This is a genomic window from Anabaena sp. FACHB-1237, assembly GCF_014696225.1.
In the GTDB taxonomy this organism is placed as follows: domain Bacteria; phylum Cyanobacteriota; class Cyanobacteriia; order Cyanobacteriales; family Nostocaceae; genus FACHB-1237.
On the sequence record NZ_JACJPV010000015.1, the window covers coordinates 32,519 to 51,255 of the forward strand.

General features: G+C 35.4%; 12 protein-coding genes. 5 read left to right on the forward strand and 7 right to left on the reverse strand.

Annotated features, from left to right (window positions below; genetic code table 11):
• Positions 1-490: 490 nt before the first annotated feature.
• Complete coding sequence (gene gyrB / locus H6F32_RS09880; protein ID WP_190369162.1) at positions 491-3,733, reverse strand: DNA topoisomerase (ATP-hydrolyzing) subunit B; 3,243 nt, start codon at positions 3,731-3,733, stop codon at positions 491-493.
• Positions 3,734-4,055: 322 nt separating this feature from the next.
• Between gyrB and miaA the strand changes: the two genes are divergently transcribed.
• Positions 4,056-4,961: a tRNA (adenosine(37)-N6)-dimethylallyltransferase MiaA gene (gene miaA / locus H6F32_RS09885; RefSeq protein WP_190369163.1), complete on the forward strand. Its 906-nt coding sequence runs from the start codon at positions 4,056-4,058 to the stop codon at positions 4,959-4,961.
• 212 nt (positions 4,962-5,173) lie between these two features.
• Here the strand turns inward: miaA and H6F32_RS09890 are convergent, their stop codons facing one another.
• From H6F32_RS09890 to ald, 3 genes are all read right to left on the reverse strand, one after another.
• Positions 5,174-6,673, reverse strand: a complete 1,500-nt coding sequence (locus tag H6F32_RS09890; RefSeq protein WP_190369164.1) for an ABC transporter permease subunit — start codon at positions 6,671-6,673, stop codon at positions 5,174-5,176.
• A gap of 206 nt (positions 6,674-6,879) precedes the next feature.
• The gene (gene lipB, locus H6F32_RS09895) at positions 6,880-7,545 is read right to left on the reverse strand and encodes a lipoyl(octanoyl) transferase LipB (protein WP_190369165.1); all 666 of its coding nucleotides are present in this window, start codon (positions 7,543-7,545) and stop codon (positions 6,880-6,882) included.
• Positions 7,546-7,860: 315 nt separating this feature from the next.
• Positions 7,861-8,949: an alanine dehydrogenase gene (ald, locus tag H6F32_RS09900; RefSeq protein ID WP_190369166.1), complete on the reverse strand. Its 1,089-nt coding sequence runs from the start codon at positions 8,947-8,949 to the stop codon at positions 7,861-7,863.
• Positions 8,950-9,234: 285 nt separating this feature from the next.
• Between ald and H6F32_RS09905 the strand changes: the two genes are divergently transcribed.
• From H6F32_RS09905 to H6F32_RS09915, 4 genes are all read left to right on the forward strand, one after another.
• Positions 9,235-9,405, forward strand: coding sequence for a chlorophyll a/b-binding protein (locus tag H6F32_RS09905; RefSeq protein WP_190369167.1), 171 nt, complete (start codon positions 9,235-9,237; stop codon positions 9,403-9,405).
• Positions 9,406-9,869: 464 nt separating this feature from the next.
• Positions 9,870-10,163: a hypothetical protein gene (locus H6F32_RS09910; protein ID WP_190369168.1), complete on the forward strand. Its 294-nt coding sequence runs from the start codon at positions 9,870-9,872 to the stop codon at positions 10,161-10,163.
• Between the two features lie 281 nt (positions 10,164-10,444).
• Positions 10,445-10,522: a hypothetical protein gene (locus H6F32_RS21180; protein WP_395939592.1), complete on the forward strand. Its 78-nt coding sequence runs from the start codon at positions 10,445-10,447 to the stop codon at positions 10,520-10,522.
• Positions 10,523-10,575: 53 nt separating this feature from the next.
• Positions 10,576-14,499 (forward strand): Eco57I restriction-modification methylase domain-containing protein, encoded by a 3,924-nt coding sequence (locus H6F32_RS09915; RefSeq protein WP_190369169.1) that lies wholly within the window; start codon positions 10,576-10,578, stop codon positions 14,497-14,499.
• Positions 14,500-14,603: 104 nt separating this feature from the next.
• On the opposite strand, the gene H6F32_RS09920 is transcribed toward H6F32_RS09915, so the two are convergent.
• The 3 genes from H6F32_RS09920 to H6F32_RS09930 form a co-directional block, all read right to left on the reverse strand.
• Positions 14,604-15,221: a heme-copper oxidase subunit III gene (locus H6F32_RS09920; RefSeq protein WP_190369170.1), complete on the reverse strand. Its 618-nt coding sequence runs from the start codon at positions 15,219-15,221 to the stop codon at positions 14,604-14,606.
• A 181-nt stretch (positions 15,222-15,402) separates the two neighbouring features.
• Entirely contained in the window at positions 15,403-17,061 is a 1,659-nt protein-coding gene (ctaD, locus tag H6F32_RS09925) for a cytochrome c oxidase subunit I (RefSeq protein ID WP_190369171.1), read from the reverse strand.
• A 10-nt stretch (positions 17,062-17,071) separates the two neighbouring features.
• Entirely contained in the window at positions 17,072-18,058 is a 987-nt protein-coding gene (locus tag H6F32_RS09930) for a cytochrome c oxidase subunit II (RefSeq protein WP_190369172.1), read from the reverse strand.
• Positions 18,059-18,737 lie beyond the last annotated feature (679 nt).

Consider the following 18,737-nt stretch of genomic DNA (forward strand, 5'->3'; position numbering starts at 1 on the left):
TTATATCTTATCCAAAACTTGATGGTTTGCCAGTGGCATTCTGATAAATTAGGAGGTAGGCACTTGTTGATTAACCCGGTTATCTTGCAAAAATGTTTGATCAAGCTACAATTTCCCCGAAAACTGAGTTTGTGAGATTATCCATCCATGTTTAAATTTCCTTCATCAAAAAGTCTTCTCCGCATAAAAAGAGGGTTTATTTCCTTTATAGCACGTACTAGGTGACAGTTAACTCCTGACAGAATCAAGTTGTGGGACTCTGTATGAGTTGGATTATACCTAAACTATGCTGTAATTACTGGTCAATAACTGCTGGGGCAATTGTATTTATTGTATGCTAACAATATTAATAATATTTTAACCTTATGATCACTAAATTGTCACTATCAATACTAAAAATTTATTTTTCAGGAGTTCGAGGAGTTAGAATAAAGAATTTGCACTCTGTACTTGACTCCCGACTCCCGACTTCGCACTCGGTACTGTGAATTTAGATATCTAAATCTGTTAAATTGAGCTTAGAACCATAGGTTTCGATAAATTCCCTTCTGGGAGCGACGCGATCGCCCATTAAGATGGTAAATATTCGATCTGCTTCGGCCGCATCTTCTATTTCTACCTGTTTCATAGCGCGGGTTTCTGGGTTCATGGTAGTTGTCCATAGTTGTTCGGGCATCATTTCCCCTAAACCTTTAAATCGCTGAATGGTATAATTAGCATTATCGGGTAATTTAGCGATCGCTTCGTGTAATTCCCGATCGCTGTAACAATATTGATGATTTTTCCCTCTTTCTAACTTATACAATGGTGGACAAGCGATATACACAAATCCTTGTTCAATTAGTGCTTTTTGATAACGATAGAAGAAAGTTAACAATAGTGTACGGATGTGTGCGCCATCTACATCAGCATCAGTCATTATTACTACACGATGATAACGTAATTGTTCCGGGTTAAATTCTTCACCCTTAACGCCTAAACCCAGTGCTGTAATTAGAGATTGAACTTCATTGTTCTTATAGATTTTTGCATCATCAGTTTTTTCAATATTAAGGATTTTACCACGGAGAGGGAGGATAGCTTGAGTACGGCGATCGCGGCCTTGTTTAGCGCTATTATGGACGAATATACCAGCAGCGAGAGCGAAATTGTGAGTATTAGGGACTTCCACATCATAGACATCAAAACGTTCATCTAAGGGTTCCACACTGACTACACGATGATTGTAATTGCGAACAGCCTCACGAGCCAGAGAAGGACGACCCTGAAAATAGCGATCGCAGAAAGTCATCCAAGAGAGAAGGGACTTATCCTTAGTGCGTTTACGATAAGAATCATAGACATCAATATCTATAAAACCGCTTTGGATTTCCACCTGTTTTAAGACAGCAATAGTCTTATTGTAATAAGTTTGGTGTAGAGACTGCCTGCGTTGATCACGAAATTCAGGAGTCCATTGTTCCTTAGTTTTCTGACTACGCCAAGCCAATAACTCCTGATCTTCCCATTGCTTCTTAGCCAATTGAGATAATAGCGCACGAGCTTGAGGATTAGCAGCATAATAATTGCGAACCCGTTGAGATTGTGCAGCACGGTTAGCCTCATCAGCCCAGTATTCCTGCTGTGCCTGATGTAACATATCATTATTTGCCTGACGATAGTTTTCATTATTGTCATAAAACTCGCGCCATTTAGTAGACATAAACTCCTTATAAGCCTCATCTTCCCATTGAGCCTTAGCTTGTGCAGAGAGGACTTGACGAGTGTGTTCCTGGCGCATTCTTGCGCTCATAAAAGAGCGAAACTCAGGACTTTGATGGGCTTGACGACTTTTTTCAATAACATCAGGACGATGTAAAGTTTTTTCCAGATGTTGACGATGTAGTTCAAGATGAGCATCAGGAGTCATGCGTTTAATATTAGTAGGGTCATTATTGAGTTTATTAAAATCAATATGATGACGATGACTACCATCAGAACTAGGATAAACAGAATGTTCAAGATTATGAAAATCAGATAAGAGGTGAGTATAAATCCACTTATTATTAAGAGGATTCCAGACCATTTCATAGCCATTTAAGCCAGTACCGCGTTCATTTTTTTGAGACAGCTTGCGATACAGAGGCATTAAAGAATCATTAGGAGTAAGTAAAGAAGCAGGTTTATAAGTACCATCACGTAACATAAAGAGATGGTCAGGAGTACAGATAAGAACCTGGCCATTATCGAGAGTAAGTTTTACGACCTGAGAATTAGACCTAGTGATACGGGCATTAATAAGTTTTTCGATACCGATATTGCCGCTATCGCGTACAGTGTAGCAGAAATGTTGCTTACCCAAACTTTGTTCAGCCACCAGTTCTTCAAAAGTAATATCACGTCCATCAGTAAGTGAAATTACTGTGTGTCCAAACCAACAGCCGCCTGCACTATCGCCTTCTACGATGAATATCTCCGATTCAGCGGGGTCACGAGAGCTACAGTCAGCCAATTTACCAGGAAGAGGGGAGGATTCGAGTACAGACTTGCGGCGTACGAGTTCACGTGCGTGGCGAGCGGCTTCTGCGGCTTTAAAAGCCTGAATAGCCTTATCGAGTATAGAGTCAGCGATAGTGGGGTGAAATTCGAGGTATTCAGAGAGGACTTCACTAACGAGAGAGTCGACGATACCGCGGACTTCAGTATTACCGAGTTTAGTTTTAGTTTGGCCTTCAAATTCGGGGTCAGGGACCTTAACAGAGATAACTGCGGTTAAGCCTTCGCGGACGTGTTCACCACTGAGATTAGACTCATTTTCCTTAATTTTGTTACGTTTGCGAGCGATCGCATTTAAAGTCCTAGTTAAAACAGTTTTTAGACCTTCTAAATGAGTACCACCGTCAATAGTCCGAATATTATTAGCAAAGCCAAGGACATTATCAGTATAAGCATCAGTGCACCATTGTAGGGATACTTCTACTTGAACATTATTGCGTTCACCTTGGACAAAGATAATTTCATCATGAAGAGGTTGTTTTTCGCGGTTCATGTAGGCGACATATTCCTTAATACCGCCCTTGTATTCATAAGTTTCAACTTTAGGAGTATCAGTTTTTAATACATCGAGACGATGATCAGTAAAATTGATTTTCACACCTGCATTAAGATAAGCCAACTCCCGCAAGCGACCCGATAAAGTGATGTAATCGAATTCAATACCATTAGTAAAAATTTGTACATCAGGTTTAAAAGTAACAGAAGTGCCTTTTTTTCCTTCCTTATCTGGACTAGATTGTAAATCAGTAACAGGGAAACCGCGCTCATATCGTTGTATATAGACCTTTTGATCACGCCAAACAGTCACTTCCACAAACTCAGATAAAGCGTTAACAACGGAAATACCAACACCGTGTAAACCTCCAGAGACCTTATATCCACCGCCACCAAACTTACCACCAGCGTGGAGAACAGTTAGCACCGTTTCCAAAGCCGACTTACCAGTTTTGGGGTGAATATCCACAGGGATACCTCGACCATCATCAGTGACAGTAACAGAACCATCTGCATTAATGTCTACTTCAACATGAGTACAATGACCAGCCAAAGCCTCATCAACAGAATTGTCCACAACCTCGTATACCAGATGATGAAGTCCTCGCGGACCTGTAGTACCAATGTACATACCTGGTCGTTTGCGGACGGCTTCCAGACCTTCCAGAACTTGAATCTGATCGGCGCTGTAATTGCTCGTCATAAAAATTCTCCTACTATATGGGGTTTTAAATTGCCTAGAGGCTTAAAAAGTTAAATCACCCCAAGATTATAACATAAAAGCCTTAATGACGTATTTAGGGGGATTTAGTGAAAAGTTTATATTAGGGTATGATGTAAGGATATTAAGATTATTAAGATATTAAGTAATTATTTTGTCAAATAGCGTAGTATAGCCTAAGCCATATTAGTAGGAAGTATAGCATTTATGGTATTTACAGGATTTTGATCTAATTCAAAAACAATAAAAGTGTTATTATAATTTATTTTTTAATAGCTTTCCTTTCGGCGATAATCTTTGAGTAATGACTAAATTAATTGTAATTTGTGGTGCAACTGCAACGGGTAAATCTGGATTAGGATTGAGTTTAGCACAAAAGTTAAACTCTGTGATTCTTAGTGCTGATTCACGTCAAGTATATAGAGAACTTAATATTGGTACAGCAAAACCGACATTAGGAGAACAAAAATTAATACCACATTATTTAATAGATATTTGTGAACCCAATCAAACCATGACAGTAGCAGATTATCAGGAATTAGCACAGGGTTTAATTGCTAACCTTGATAATTTGGGAGTTTCGCCATTGTTGTTAGTAGGGGGTACAGGCTTATATATTCGTGCTATTGTCCAGGGGATGATAATACCTAGAGTAGCGCCGAATTTAGAATTGCGATCGCAGTTAGAATTATTAGGACAACATCAACTTTATCAGATATTACAACAAGTAGATCCGGCATCTACAAAAAAAATTCATAGTCATGATGTAGTGAGAACATTAAGAGCATTAGAAGTTTATTATGTCACAGGTGTACCCATTTCTGAATTACAGGGAGAAAACCCTCCCAAATATCCTATTTTACAAATTGGTTTAGATAGTGATGCAGAAAACTTAACAGCGCGAATTTATCAACGTACTCAGAAAATGATAGGAGATGGTTTAGTAGAAGAGGTAGAATATTTGATCAATAAATATGGTGGAGATTTACCATTATTAAATACTTTAGGATATGCAGAAATTAAACAATATTTATTAGGAGAAATAAGTTTAGAAACAGCAATAGAATTAACAGGTTTACATACTAAGCAATTTGCAAAACGTCAACGAAATTGGTTTAGAGGAAATTCACAAATTGAGTGGTTTAATTTTGGCGATGTTAATTTATTGGAAAAGGTTGAGGAGAGAATAAATAAGTTTTTAGAAAATTGAGGATTTTTAGAGATGTTTATAAGATGTTTATATTATCTGAATTATCCTCTGATTGTATATCTAATTCTATAAATTAAGTAAGTAGGTAGGCGTGAGACAAGAAAACTGTTTTTTACTTAAAAACCCTAATCAATTCAATATCATTGCTTTCATTTATATAAAATTATATAAATTCAATCCACAATAGCTTATCATTATCCTCATTATCAATCTTAAACGGGATTCATCCATTTTTCCAATTTACTAAAAAGCTGAGAAAATATAATAGTTAAAAATAAATAAATCACCGCTATACTTGCATAAATTTCAAAAGCGCGATAATTATCAGCCACTATTAATTGTCCTTTTCTAAATAACTCCTCATAACCAATAACTGCTACTAAACTAGTATCTTTTAATAAACTAATAAATTCATTTCCTAATGGTGGAATCATTCTTCTCAATGCTTGGGGAAAAATAATATACTGCATAATTTGTATAGGATGTAAACCTAATGATTTCGCTGCTTCTGTTTGTCCTTTATCAATTGATTGTATCCCAGCGCGAACAATTTCCCCTATATATGCAGCACTATTTAATGTTAATGCAATAATTCCTGCCAATAGAGGATTAAAACTCAAAGTAAAATTTAATTGTTGACAAATTGCGGGAATACCAAAATAGATCATAAATAATTGTACTAATAATGGTGTTCCTCTAAAAAAGTCTATATAAATTCTAGCTAATAAACCCACAGGTTTGATTGCAGAAAGTCGAAAAATACCAATTAAAGAACCAGTAATTAAACCGAAGAAAATTGATATTAATGCTAGTTTTAATGTTACTAATACACCTTGAAATAATGATGGTAAAGATGACAAGATGACAATTACTGCTGAAGTATTTGGAGTTTTTTCTTGAATAAATGGTAATGTCTCTGGTAATGTGGGGGATATATCTTTAAACCATTTATCATATATTTGCTGATATTTACCGTTTTCTAATATTTTGCTAATACCTTGATTAATTAAGTCTAAATAAGGTGATTTTTTCGGTGTCGCAATACCATAAAATTCTTCTGTAATCAGGGTTTTAATAATTTTGATATTTTGTAAATTTCCTGTATTAATAGCATATAATGTCACTGGTGCATCATTAATCACTGCATCAACATTGCCATTTTTTAATTCTTGTAAAGCTAATGGTGTAGAATCAAAACTGCGGACTTTTGCACCTGGTATTTTCTTCGCTAGTTGTGCGCCAGTTGTACCAATTTGCACCGCAATATTTTTATTTTCTAATGTTTTTATATCTTGGATATCCTGGTTATTTTTAGCAACAGCTATAGCTAAACCTGCTTTAAAATATGGACGGGAAAAATCAACGGTTTTCGCTCTTTCTGGAGTAATTGTAATGGAACTAATAGCAGCATCTATACTTTTTGCTTGTAATGCGGGAATAATGCCATCAAAAGGTAAGGTTTGCCATTGTAATTTGAGATTTATGTTATCATTAATAGCTTCGCTTGCCATAAGCACCGCCTGCATTAAGTCAATAGAAAAACCCTGTAATTGACTACCATTTCCCTGAAATTCAAAAGGTGGAAATGTGGAATCAGTAGCAATTTTTAACACTCTTTCTTGACTAGAAAATGCTTTTCCTCCTACCAACAAAGAAACCACTAAACATATAATTACACTAATTGTCATCCACCAACGTTTTTGATGATTCATAAATTACTCACTGGCTATTTTCCCTTTTGGAGTATACCAGGAAATATCTCAATATATAAAGCCAAAAGCTAATTACTGACTACTGTTTGTTTTTAGCAGTGATGTCAATGATGTCAATGATGATGATAGAATATGATACATTTTGATAAATTTGATAAAATCTACTAGTTTCCCAGAATGAAATATTACTATTTAACCAAGGGTTTTTACTCAGTATATATTAGTTCATGATATTGTCGCTTAACTAATTTTACACCAAACACATCAGTAAAGCAACTGAGAAGCACAGGAGATATTTCTTCACAGGTAATACTGGGTATCCAATGAGTAAGAGAATTTACAGGTTTATCACTAATACCACAGGGAACAATATTCACAAATCCTGTCATGTCTGGACACACATTTAAGGAAAATCCGTGCATGGTAATCCATTTACTAACTTTTATACCTATTGCTGCTACTTTATAACCCTCTAACCAAACTCCCGTAAGTCCAGCAATACGTTCTGCTTTTAAGTGATAATGTGCTAAAGTCTGAATTAGTACTTCCTCAAGTTGACGTAAGTACCAATGTAGGTCTTGACAGTAGCGACGTAAATTTAAAATAGGATAAGCGACAAGTTGTCCAGGACAATGATAGGTAACTTCGCCTCCTCTTTCTATGTGATGCACATCATGAGTACTTTTGTCAATATCAAATTTAATAAATTTAGGGTCTGCACCTTGGCCTAAAGTGTAAACGGGAGGATGTTGTAGTAAAATCAGCACATCTTCTAGTTCTGGATCATGAATACGTTGGGAAACGAGCGATCGCTGCCATTGATGTGCGATATGATAAGGTATTAATCCAGGAGAATAAAGTAAACAGTTCATGCGCTATTGAATTGTTAATTTTGATCAGCAATGCAAGCAAGATGCTTGCACTACTATAATTTTTTTTGTCATACAATACACCTCTGATAAAAATTATTGTAGAGACGTTATATATAACGTCTCTACAGAAGTTTTCCACTAGGTACATTCAATTGCCGCAAGATGTCTAATTTTGCTGTACATTAACTGACAAAAAATGTCTACACTTTGTACAATGGAAATTAATAAGCTGTTGTGCTTTTAATTCCGATAATCAATGCAAGCAAGATGCTTGCGCTACATTTTGTGCAATGGAAATTAATAACTAAATAATAACTAAACTAAATCAGGAAAAACTTCCTGTACAGCAGGATGCACTAAACGATGATTTTCCACATTTAAACCCTTTGCTAAAGCAGCATTATTTTCTAAGGCCTTAATTCCCAAATTTGCCAATTGCACTACATAGGGTAAGGTACTATTATTTAATGCTTGAGTTGCAGTCCAAGGTACTGCACCAGGCATATTTGGCACGCCATAATGTACCACTCCTTCATCAACATATACCGGGTTGGTATGGGATGTAGAATGTAATGTTTCCACACAACCACCTTGATCTACTGCTACATCTACTAGCACAGAACCATCCCGCATTTGTTTAACCAAATCACGAGATACTAAGATGGGTGCTTTTTTACCAACAACTAATACAGCACCTATTAATAAATCTGCCTCTTTAACTGCGCTTTCTATGTGAGTAGAATTACTATACAATAACTCCACTCTTGAACCGAAAAGTGTCTCTAAGTAAGATAGACGTTCTACATTTACATCTAAAATCTGCACTGTAGCACCCATACCTACCGCTATTCTCGCCGCTTCTGTACCCACAACACCTCCACCTAAAATGACTACTTTACCCGTTTTAACACCAGGTACACCGCCTAAAAGTACGCCCCTCCCTCCCTGCTGACGTTCTAAAAATCTTGCGCCAAATTGTACGGCTAACCGCCCAGCAATTATACTCATGGGTGTGAGTAATGGTAGTCTGTTAATTCCCGGTTGTTCTACGGTTTCGTAAGCGATCGCATATACACCACTATTAATTAAAGATTCTGTTAATTCCCGATCTGCGGCCAAGTGTAAATAGGTAAATAATAATTGCCCTTTTTGTAAAAATTGGTACTCTGTTTTTAAAGGCTCTTTAACCTTAACCACCATCTCTTGATTCCAAGCTAGATTAGGACTTGAGACTATTTTTGCCCCGGCTGTTTCATATTCATTATCAGTAAATCCCGAACCTTTGCCAGCATTAGTTTCTACTACAACAGTATGACCGCTTTCAGTTAAAACTCGCACACTAGCAGGACTTAAACCAACGCGAAATTCCTGATCTTTAGTTTCTTTAGGAACACCTATTTGCATTTATATATCCTCTAATAATTTTGTTGACATTCTAACTTGACAATAGATTGGCACTATTTCCTGATGATGTCGGTATTAAATAATTCCAAATGAACAAATTCTATATTTTTTATTGGTGAGATCACACCTTGACGAATCCCCAACTATTATTACAATAGATAAAGAATAATTAAAAATTGTAAACTATTGTCGACTGAGACTAACTTTGGGTATGTTCCCAGGAAACTCCGACAAATAGGGGAAAAACCACTGTAGTACACCTTTAACAAGAGAGGAATAATTGACATGACACAAACACAACCCAGCGTTACCCCAAAATTAGAAGAACCCAAATTTGGATTTAACGAATATGCCGAGCGTTTAAATGGTAGAGCAGCAATGATCGGCTTTATTTTGATGGTAGCAATTGAGTATTTTACAAATCAGGGTGTACTTACATGGTTAGGATTAAAATAAATTTAGACTAGCTATCAGTCAGGAGTCAGGGCGAACGGCCGTTCGCCCGTACGAGAGGATAAATAATTTACACTCGTAATCCGTACCAAAATATTATTTTATACTTCGATATTTTAAAAATTAATAAATATACTCTCAAAATTATTTGGCGGAGTGCGAATTACCGTACTTGGGTTTGGTGCAACCAAAATTATAATTATTGCATCTGATGTCATATTATGAATATCGCAATTATTAGAAACAAAACTTTCGCAAGCGTCACACCAAAAATCTAATGTAGGGTGTGTCAGATATCAAGAATCTGTTTACTTACTTGACTTATGCCGTCTGACGTAGTTGGTGAGTTTGCAGAACCGCACCCTACTAATGTAACCCTTGTGTAACTCCTGAAAAATGGAAAATCTTTAAGCTATTAATTGCTATATTTTAGGTACAGATTTAATTTTCAAGGGAAGTAAGCTGTAATGAATGCTATAATGCCTCGCTTTTTAAAGTCATTCTACCGCAGAGAACCAATTGTAAGCACATTAGTTACAATTGGTATTGTTGATGCAATTATTGGTGGATTAGATGATAGTTGGTCATTATTTACCTTTGGTTTAGGCGCAGCAGGAGTGGGTATAGTGCTAAAATTATGGCAAATACAACAAACTCCATTACCACCAGAAGAACCTGGAGTACAACGTTATTTACCTCCACAACCTTCTAGTTCTCCTTTACCTGTGGTGACAACTACTAAGAAAAAACCTCGTTATTAATAGGTGTTATTCTTAGATAATTATTGATTAATTTCAGGTATTAGGGAATAATTGATCATGTGAAAATTATTAGTTAAATTAGGCAAGATTAGTCAAGTTAATCAGATAATTTTGCTGATATTTCTGTTTGTTGGTATAAACATTAATTCGGTTAATTCTGCCTATGCTGCTAATGAATTAATCCCTAATTCTGAAGATACTATTCATAGTAATATTAAGCCTAAAATGTTTTGATTAACCTCTTTTCTACTATAGTTAAGTTTAATAATGTTATTTATAGTTTGAGAATTAGTCCTGATGGTAATATCTTAGTCAGTGGTCATTATGATGAGAGAGTTAATATTTGGAAGTTAGATTAAAAAGTAGTGCGATATCAGTATAATATAATAGATCATGATTCATTCACAGTTATATGTTACCTTTAGAATTTCAACAACATCTTACTAACTTAATCGCCACAGCAGAAGAAATGCTGCTTTCATCTCGCGTGGGAAAACCAGAGGAAAATACAAAAGATCGTCTAATAAAACCTTTTTTAGATGCACTAGGTTATACCCCAGAATATCGCACATTAGAAGGTGCAATTCGTAGTTTAATGGGAACTACTACATGGGTAGATTATTTGCTTAGACCTGACTTGGGAAAACATCCAAAATTGATGTTTGAAGCTAAAAGTTTATGGGATAAAAATATCTGGGAAACAAATACACAACAAGTTTTAGATTACTTGAGAAATTATAGTTTAGATATTGGTACACAAGAACCTGTACTGTGGATTATTTTATCGAATTTTCGGGAATGGCACATTTTAAGATTACAAGATAGAAAACCTTTTTGGTCATTTACACTTGAGGATCTCAAAAATGATCCCGAACTTGTCAATAAAGTATATACCTGTCTGCATCGGGAAAATTTATCTAGCAACCGTTTAGAAGCATTTTATAGTGAAAAAACTAGAGAAGAATTAGGAACAAAATTTTTAGCAGACCTGAAAATTTGGCGAGTTATTATTGCCAATGGTATTAAAAAATCCCAACCTCATTTAAGTTTAGATAAAATTCGTGAAGCAGCACAAATTATTTTAAATCGCTTTTTATTAATTAGACTTTTAGAAACATTTAGCCGAGAAATGCCCTTTAATTATCTTGGTAGAGTTTACCATAACTGGCAACAAACTTTTGCAAATTTGCCTTTTATTGAACAACTAAGACAGGCTTTTAAAAGTACATGGTTAGACTATAATACTGAATTATTTCAACCTTCTTGGATTGATGAATTAACTATTGATGTGGAATATTTAGAATCAATTATCGTCATTAATGCAGTACCACAGCAAAATATACTAGATACAATTACCGGAACATTAGCTAATTATCGTTCAATTTATAACTATGATTTTACAACTTTAACCCAGGATATTTTAGGTACTGCTTATGAACAATTTTTAGCCCATCAATTAATTCTATTTAACGATGTTGTTCAGATATTAGAAAATCAGAAAACTCGCAAAAAAGAAGGTATTTTCTATACTCCTAACTATATAGTGCGTCGCATTGTTTATCAATCTTTGCAACCATTAGTAAAACCTAAAATTGATCAAGCTATTGAGTTATTAGAAAGAGGAGAATTACAACAAGCTAATTTAGTCGCTAAATCAGTTTTAGAAATTACAGTTATTGATCCTGCTTGTGGTTCAGGTTCATTTTTATTAGGTGCATTTGATTATTTATTAACAGAAATTAAACGTTATAATCTAGCTTGTCAAAATGCGAAAATACCTGAAAATTTTGATTTATTTAGTCATGTATCACCTCAACCAATCATTAATCCAGAAGAACAAATTTTAGTCAAAATGTTGCATGGAGTAGATCGAGATCCCCAAGCAGTATTATTAGCAAAATTATCACTATGGACAAGATTATTACGTGGGCGTCCAGGAGAATATGGTAGACGCAATGGTTCTATATATTCTCATTTACCAGCACTGACTTTAAATATTCGTGTGGGAGATAGTTTAATTCATAGTCCCACTAATTTAGCACCTTTTTTTCAACAATTAACAATAGTTGCTGATTTAGCTAAAATTGCTAGAGATACTAATCAAAGTGAAATAGAAAGAAATCAAGCAGTTAGTAATTTAGAAAATACAATTGCAAATATTAATCAACAGGTTAATTCTGTTTTAACTGCTTTTTTTGCTAGTGACGAAAGTATCAATTCAGTAGTTTATGCAATTAAGAATCGAGATGCAGAAATAGCAGAAATAGAAGCAATACGAGAACTAATTACAGCAAAGGTTAATTCTGAACAAACTTTAGAACCAACTTTAAAAAATTGGACATCTACTGAATTAGCGAGAGTTAAATCTGAACTGATGAGTTTAGAAACTGCTAAAAAAGAGGTAATTATTAAACGTCCATTTAATTGGGAAATTGAATTTTCTCATGTTTTTGATCCCAGACTACCAAAATCAGCACAGGGTTTTTCTGTGATAATTGGTAATCCTCCTTATTTTAATATTGATTCGACTTTTGGTAGAGGTGCATTAGAATTAAAATGGTTAAAATTTGCCTATCCTGATATTTACACTGATAAAACTGATATTTTATTTTATTTCTTCCGTCGCGGGTTTGAAATTTTAAAAGCAGATGGTTATTTAAGTTTTATCATTTCTCGTTCTTTTATTCAAGGTGATAAATCCAGGAGTTTACGAGAATTTATTTGTAAAAATACGAAAATCATTAATATTATTGATTTTTTAGGTCATCAAGTTTTTAAAGCGGGAATTGCTACTTGTATTATTCAATTTCAAAGAACAAAACCTCAAATCGAGGATAAATTTACAACTTTCTATGTTTTGGATTTTGATGTTGTCAAAAAAACTTTTATCAGTGATGATTATTCTTTACATTTAAGTCAAGGTGTTACTCAAGTAGATATTACACAATCTCAATTAAATGATCATCGTTGGCAAATTTCACCCTATAATCATATTTTTAATATCATTGATTCTCAAGGTGTGAAATTAAGAGAATTACCTGAATGTGATTTAGTAGAACAGGGCATTCAAACAGGAGAAAATAAGATTTTTGCACCTGAGAATGGTTTTCCATCTAACTTTCCCAAAGAAAAACTATACCAAATAGTCAAAAATTCTGGAATTTTAGCCTATGGATTTGTACCTGATAATTCTCAACTATTGTATATTGAAAGTAGTGAAAATTTTGAAGATCTATCAATAGCAGTTCAAAAGTATTTACTAGCAAATAGAAACAAGCTAGAAAGCAGAGCAGCTTATAAGGAAGGAAGTTGTGAATGGTATGCTCTACACAGATCAAGACGTAAGGATCAACACTCTCATTTTCGACCTAAAATTTTATGTCCATATCGTGCTACTACTAATAGGTTTAGTGTTGATTTAACAGGTAATTTAGCAGGTTTAACAGATACTACAGCTATATTTTTACGAGATATATATTCTGATGATCCAGATAATTTAAAACTTGATAAACTATACGCTTTGGTTGCTTTACTTAATTCTAAAGTTTTGGAATTTCGTTATACTGCATTAGGTGGAATTGGAAAATTAACAGGAAAGGGAATATTTGAATATTTTGAAAATCAAGTTGGTGATCTACCAATTCCTCAGTTTAGTGAAGCAAATAATTCTGATTATCAAGAATTAGCTAAATTAAGTCGAGAATCTCATAATATTTGGCAAGATCGCTATCAAATTATTAAAATTTATGAAGCTAAAGCGGCGAAAATCCCTAGCCAAGAAGTATCATTAAATGAATATCACAAATTATCTAGTGATTATGCTGTAGATATTGAATGGGAAAGTTCTTATGCTAATGAAGAAGGACATTTACTAGAATTGAAAATTGAACCTACTGCAAATGGATATATAATTTGGGGACAAGTAACTGATGATCAAGATTGGAAAGAAGGTGATAGAAAATGGATAGAAATAGCTAATGTGAATATTCGCAACCCCTATTTAAGAAGATATATGTTAGCAAGATTGATTTTTTTAACTGAATTTGATTCATCTTTCCGTCGTAAACAAAAATTATCGCGGGAAATAGGAAACTTAGTGAATATTACTTTTGATATTTTAAAAGTTAATAGATATGATCAAGATAGATTTAGTAATCTTCGCGCTTTAGAAATTATTGAACAGAGAGTTAAACAGGAAGTTGGTAGATCAGATTTAGAAACTGTTTTACTCCGACAATTAGAAATCAAAAATCAAATTGATCAAATTGCCTATCGGTTGTATAAAGTTGAGGAATATGTAGATATTATTGGGCAATCTTTACAAGTTATTTTATAGTAATATCCCCAACTTCTTTAAGAAGTTGGGGATATACAGCAGTACCCATAAAAAATCCCCTACAAATCGAGGGGATAATATTTACTATTCAATTTGAACTGGTATTATCTCAGTAAATAAAGCAATCCAAACAGAATAACCCAAATGACATCCACAAAATGCCAGTAAATTTCCGCCGCTTCAATACCAAAGCGTTTATTACTGCTGTAATGTCCAGGAGTACGCGATCGCCATAAAACCGCCAAAATTGCTAATACACCGATAGTAACGTGCAAACCGTGAAACCCGGTCAACACATAAAACGCACTAGCGAATAAATTGGTAGTTAAACCAAACTCCAGATGCAGATATTCATAAACCTGGCCACATAGGAAAATAGCACCCATGATAGCGGTTAAAGCTAACCAAAAGCGCATCCCCTTTTCATCATTCTTCTTAATTGCTGTATCCGCATTATGCATCACAAAACTACTAGCAATTAGCACAGAAGTATTAATGATGGGTAGTAACAATTCTAACTCAGGAGAGCCTTCTGGTGGCCACACAGGAAGGGTTGAACGGAAGGTTAAATACGCTCCGAACAAACCCATAAAAATCATACCTTCCGCTACCAAGAAGACATATATGCCAAATAACCGATGATCTGGATGTGCTTCATGGTGAGATGCAGTAGTGCTATGACTAACTTGAGTTTTTGCGGTGTCAATAGTTTGACTTTGCATGGATTTTATTAAATGAATTGGTATCTACAAAGTGGTGCAGGCATCTTGCCTGCTTAACCTGAAAAAGTAGCGAAGGCATCTTGCCTGCTTAACTACTAAAAGCTTAAGTTTGAGATGGTGCGTTAAGCTGTCGCTAACGCACCCTACAAACTACTACAAACTGATAGCTGACAGCTAAAAGCTACGAACTTAACACAGCTTCCGGTTCAATTGTTCCTTTATTTTCTCGCTTTAAACCATAGTCATAAGGACCATTTGTTAAAACTGGCAACTCTTCAAAATTCTCAATAGCAGGTGGAGATGTAGTATTCCACTCCAAGGTTAAACCACGCCAAGGATTATTACCCGCTTTTTCTCCATACAACCAACTCCAAAGAGCATTAATTAAAAATGGTATGGTAGAAACCGCTAAAATGTAAGAACCATAGGTACAAATTTCATTCAATAGTGCAAATTTAGGATCATACTGGGCAATACGACGGTTCATACCCATTAATCCTAATTTGTGCATGGGTAAAAATGTCATATTGATACCCACAATGGTTAAAACAAAATGAACCTTTGCCCAAAATTCATTAACTTTCCGCCCCGTAATTTTGGGAAACCAGTGATAAGTAGCGGCAAAAATGCCTAAGACACTACCACCAAACAACACATAATGTAAGTGGGCAACTACAAAGTAGGTATCATGAACATGAATATCAAACGGAACAGAAGCTAACATAATGCCGCTTACTCCTCCCATCACGAAAGTACCTACAAAACCCATAGCGAATAACATGGCACTATTGAGTTGAATTTTGCCACCCCACATCGTTGCTAACCAACTAAAAATTTTGATTCCTGTAGGTACGGCAATGATCATGGTTAAAATCATGAAAAACATCCGTAACCATCCAGGAATACCACTGGTAAACATATGGTGCGCCCAAACAATTAACCCTAAGAAGCTAATAGCTATAGAAGAATAGGCGATCGCTTGATACCCAAAAATCGGTTTACGAGAATGAACGGGAATAATCTCAGAAATTGCCCCAAAAAACGGCAAAATCATAATATAAACTGCTGGATGGGAATAAAACCAAAACATATGTTGGTAAACCACCGGATCTCCACCACCAGTAGGGTTAAAAAACGAAGTTCCTGCTAACAAGTCAAAAGCTAACAGTATTAACCCTGCGGCCAAAACAGGAGTAGAAACCAGCACCAAAGCAGAGGTAGACAACATTGCCCAACAAAACAAAGGCATTTGGTTTAAACCCATACTAGGTACACGCATTTTCAGAATTGTCACAAAGAAATTGAGCGCTCCCAAAATTGAAGAAGTACCCAACAATAACACGCTAATAATCCAAATTGCCTCGCCCACCTGTCCCGTCATTAAACTTAAAGGCGGATAAGAAGTCCAACCAGCATCAGGGGCATCACCCACTACTAAACTAGCAATTAGTAACAAACCTCCCACGGGAATCATCCAAAAAGCCACCGCATTTAAACGCGGAAAAGCCATATCCCGTGCCCCAATCATCAAAGGAATAAGATAGTTGGCAAAACCTGCACCTGCCGGAACAATCCACAGGAAAATCATTATAGTAGCGTGCAGCGTAAATAAACCGTTGTAAACTTCTGGAGTAACAAAATCCGGATCAGGAGTCCGCAATTCTGTCCGCACTAACTCCGCTAAAACACCACCAACTAAATAAAAAACGAACGAAGTGACTAAATACTGAATACCGATCACTTTATGATCAGTATTAAAAGTAAAGTAATCTGTCCAAGGACGAATGGCAGATACTTCTGTATGGTTATGAGAAGATTCTTCTAAATGTATTTGTGTCATATTGAGGATTTTATTGATGCAACTGATGTAGCGATTGAGTATTAATGCCCATATCTTTGATATAAGGGGCAAGAAATTGATCCGCCGTCATGTCGCTAGGATTCATAGCTACAGTTTCATTGAGATGATCTTTATTAGCTACTAGTTGTTCTTGCATCCATTTATCAAAATCTGCTTGTGCTTCTACCACTACAGGAGTTTTCATCACACCGTGATAAGGTCCACATAATTCAGCACAGATGACCTCATAATCACCTGGTTTTCTAGGTGTAAACCGGAATTTACTTTCTCTACCGGGGATCGCATCTTGTTTCATGCGAAACTCTGGTATCCAAAAAGCATGGATTACATCACTAGCAGTCATGCTGATTTCTACAGTTTTGCCAATGGGAAGATGTAACTCACCAGTAGTAATACCGGTATCATTGTAAGTAAATAACCAAGCATACTGCATAGCAGAAACACTGATATTTAAGTCAGCAGTATATTCTGCGGGTTGATCTTCTTCTGATTGAATTAAAGTAGCGCCAGGGCTATGGGAATGGGAGTTATGACTAGTGGACATAGGCATAGCCGCCATAGTATCTGGTTTTAATGAAGATAACTGTGCCATTATTGGTGCATCATGACCACCATGGGGATCAAAACCACCAGAAGCATTATAAACTTCAAAACTGTAGACAGAAATACCGAGAACGATAATTGCAGGGATCGCAGTCCAGAGAATTTCTAAAGGTATATTACCTTCAATATGTGGACCATCTTCATTGTCACCTGGACGACGACGATATTTGAAAGCAGAGTAAATTAAAACACTTTCTACAATCACAAATATGCCGAAGGAGACAGTCACCATACTGTTAAATAGACCATCTACCAACACAGCTTCATCGGAGGCAGCTACGGGCATAAGTCCATTATTTTGTCCATACCACAAACTAGCGAGGGTAAGAACAATACCAATAAGTAAAGTCCAAATAGAACGTGGAATTTTCACGGCAGAGTCCCATGAATTGATTATGTTGTTAATAAGTAGTCAGCCGTCAGGAGTCCCCATAAACGACACTATTAGCTTACGCTATCAGCTACAAATCGCTGATTTGTTTAGTTTATACACCCGCTATGAAATTCATTTCGTGGCTAATAGCTAAAGTTTACTAAAGTAAACTAATAAACAATATTGTGGTTATTTAGTCATCTCTAGATGACTTTTGCTATCGGACTGGGAATAAATTCCCAGTCGGGCTATGGGTTTTACGTTAAGTTCACAGCAATAAGTATTTTACTTACTCCTCGATCTTCTACTTACTAGGCTAGTTTAGCCTAACGAATCTAATTGCCATTGGTGTGAAATCTTTATTAATTTTTTGCATTAACATCCTATTTATAAGCTATTTACTAGTACAACGTAGATCCATATCTCGAATTATCTTGTTAACAAACCATGACCTTTAGTAAAAAAATTTAAGGAAAATTTCAGGATTTTTAGTTAACTAGTGCTGATCAATTACTGATTAATTACTCTCATTTTAAAAAAAAGCACAAATTCTTACAGCTAAAACTAGCTAAATTGATCCAAAGTATAAGAGTCAGTTAATCGTCATTCTGTCTGACAAATAAACTAGGTGCATATTAGCTAGACCATCGAAATAGAGAATTACAGCAGTTTTCAACTA

Coding starts and splice junctions, on each gene's coding strand:
- H6F32_RS09915 (WP_190369169.1), top strand. CDS start 10,576: ATGTTACCTTTAGAATTTCAACAACATCTTACTAACTTAATCGCCACA.
- H6F32_RS09910 (WP_190369168.1), top strand. CDS start 9,870: ATGAATGCTATAATGCCTCGCTTTTTAAAGTCATTCTACCGCAGAGAA.
- miaA (WP_190369163.1), top strand. CDS start 4,056: ATGACTAAATTAATTGTAATTTGTGGTGCAACTGCAACGGGTAAATCT.
- H6F32_RS09905 (WP_190369167.1), top strand. CDS start 9,235: ATGACACAAACACAACCCAGCGTTACCCCAAAATTAGAAGAACCCAAA.
- gyrB (WP_190369162.1), bottom strand. CDS start 3,733: ATGACGAGCAATTACAGCGCCGATCAGATTCAAGTTCTGGAAGGTCTG.
- ald (WP_190369166.1), bottom strand. CDS start 8,949: ATGCAAATAGGTGTTCCTAAAGAAACTAAAGATCAGGAATTTCGCGTT.
- lipB (WP_190369165.1), bottom strand. CDS start 7,545: ATGAACTGTTTACTTTATTCTCCTGGATTAATACCTTATCATATCGCA.
- ctaD (WP_190369171.1), bottom strand. CDS start 17,061: ATGACACAAATACATTTAGAAGAATCTTCTCATAACCATACAGAAGTA.
- H6F32_RS09920 (WP_190369170.1), bottom strand. CDS start 15,221: ATGCAAAGTCAAACTATTGACACCGCAAAAACTCAAGTTAGTCATAGC.
- H6F32_RS09890 (WP_190369164.1), bottom strand. CDS start 6,673: ATGAATCATCAAAAACGTTGGTGGATGACAATTAGTGTAATTATATGT.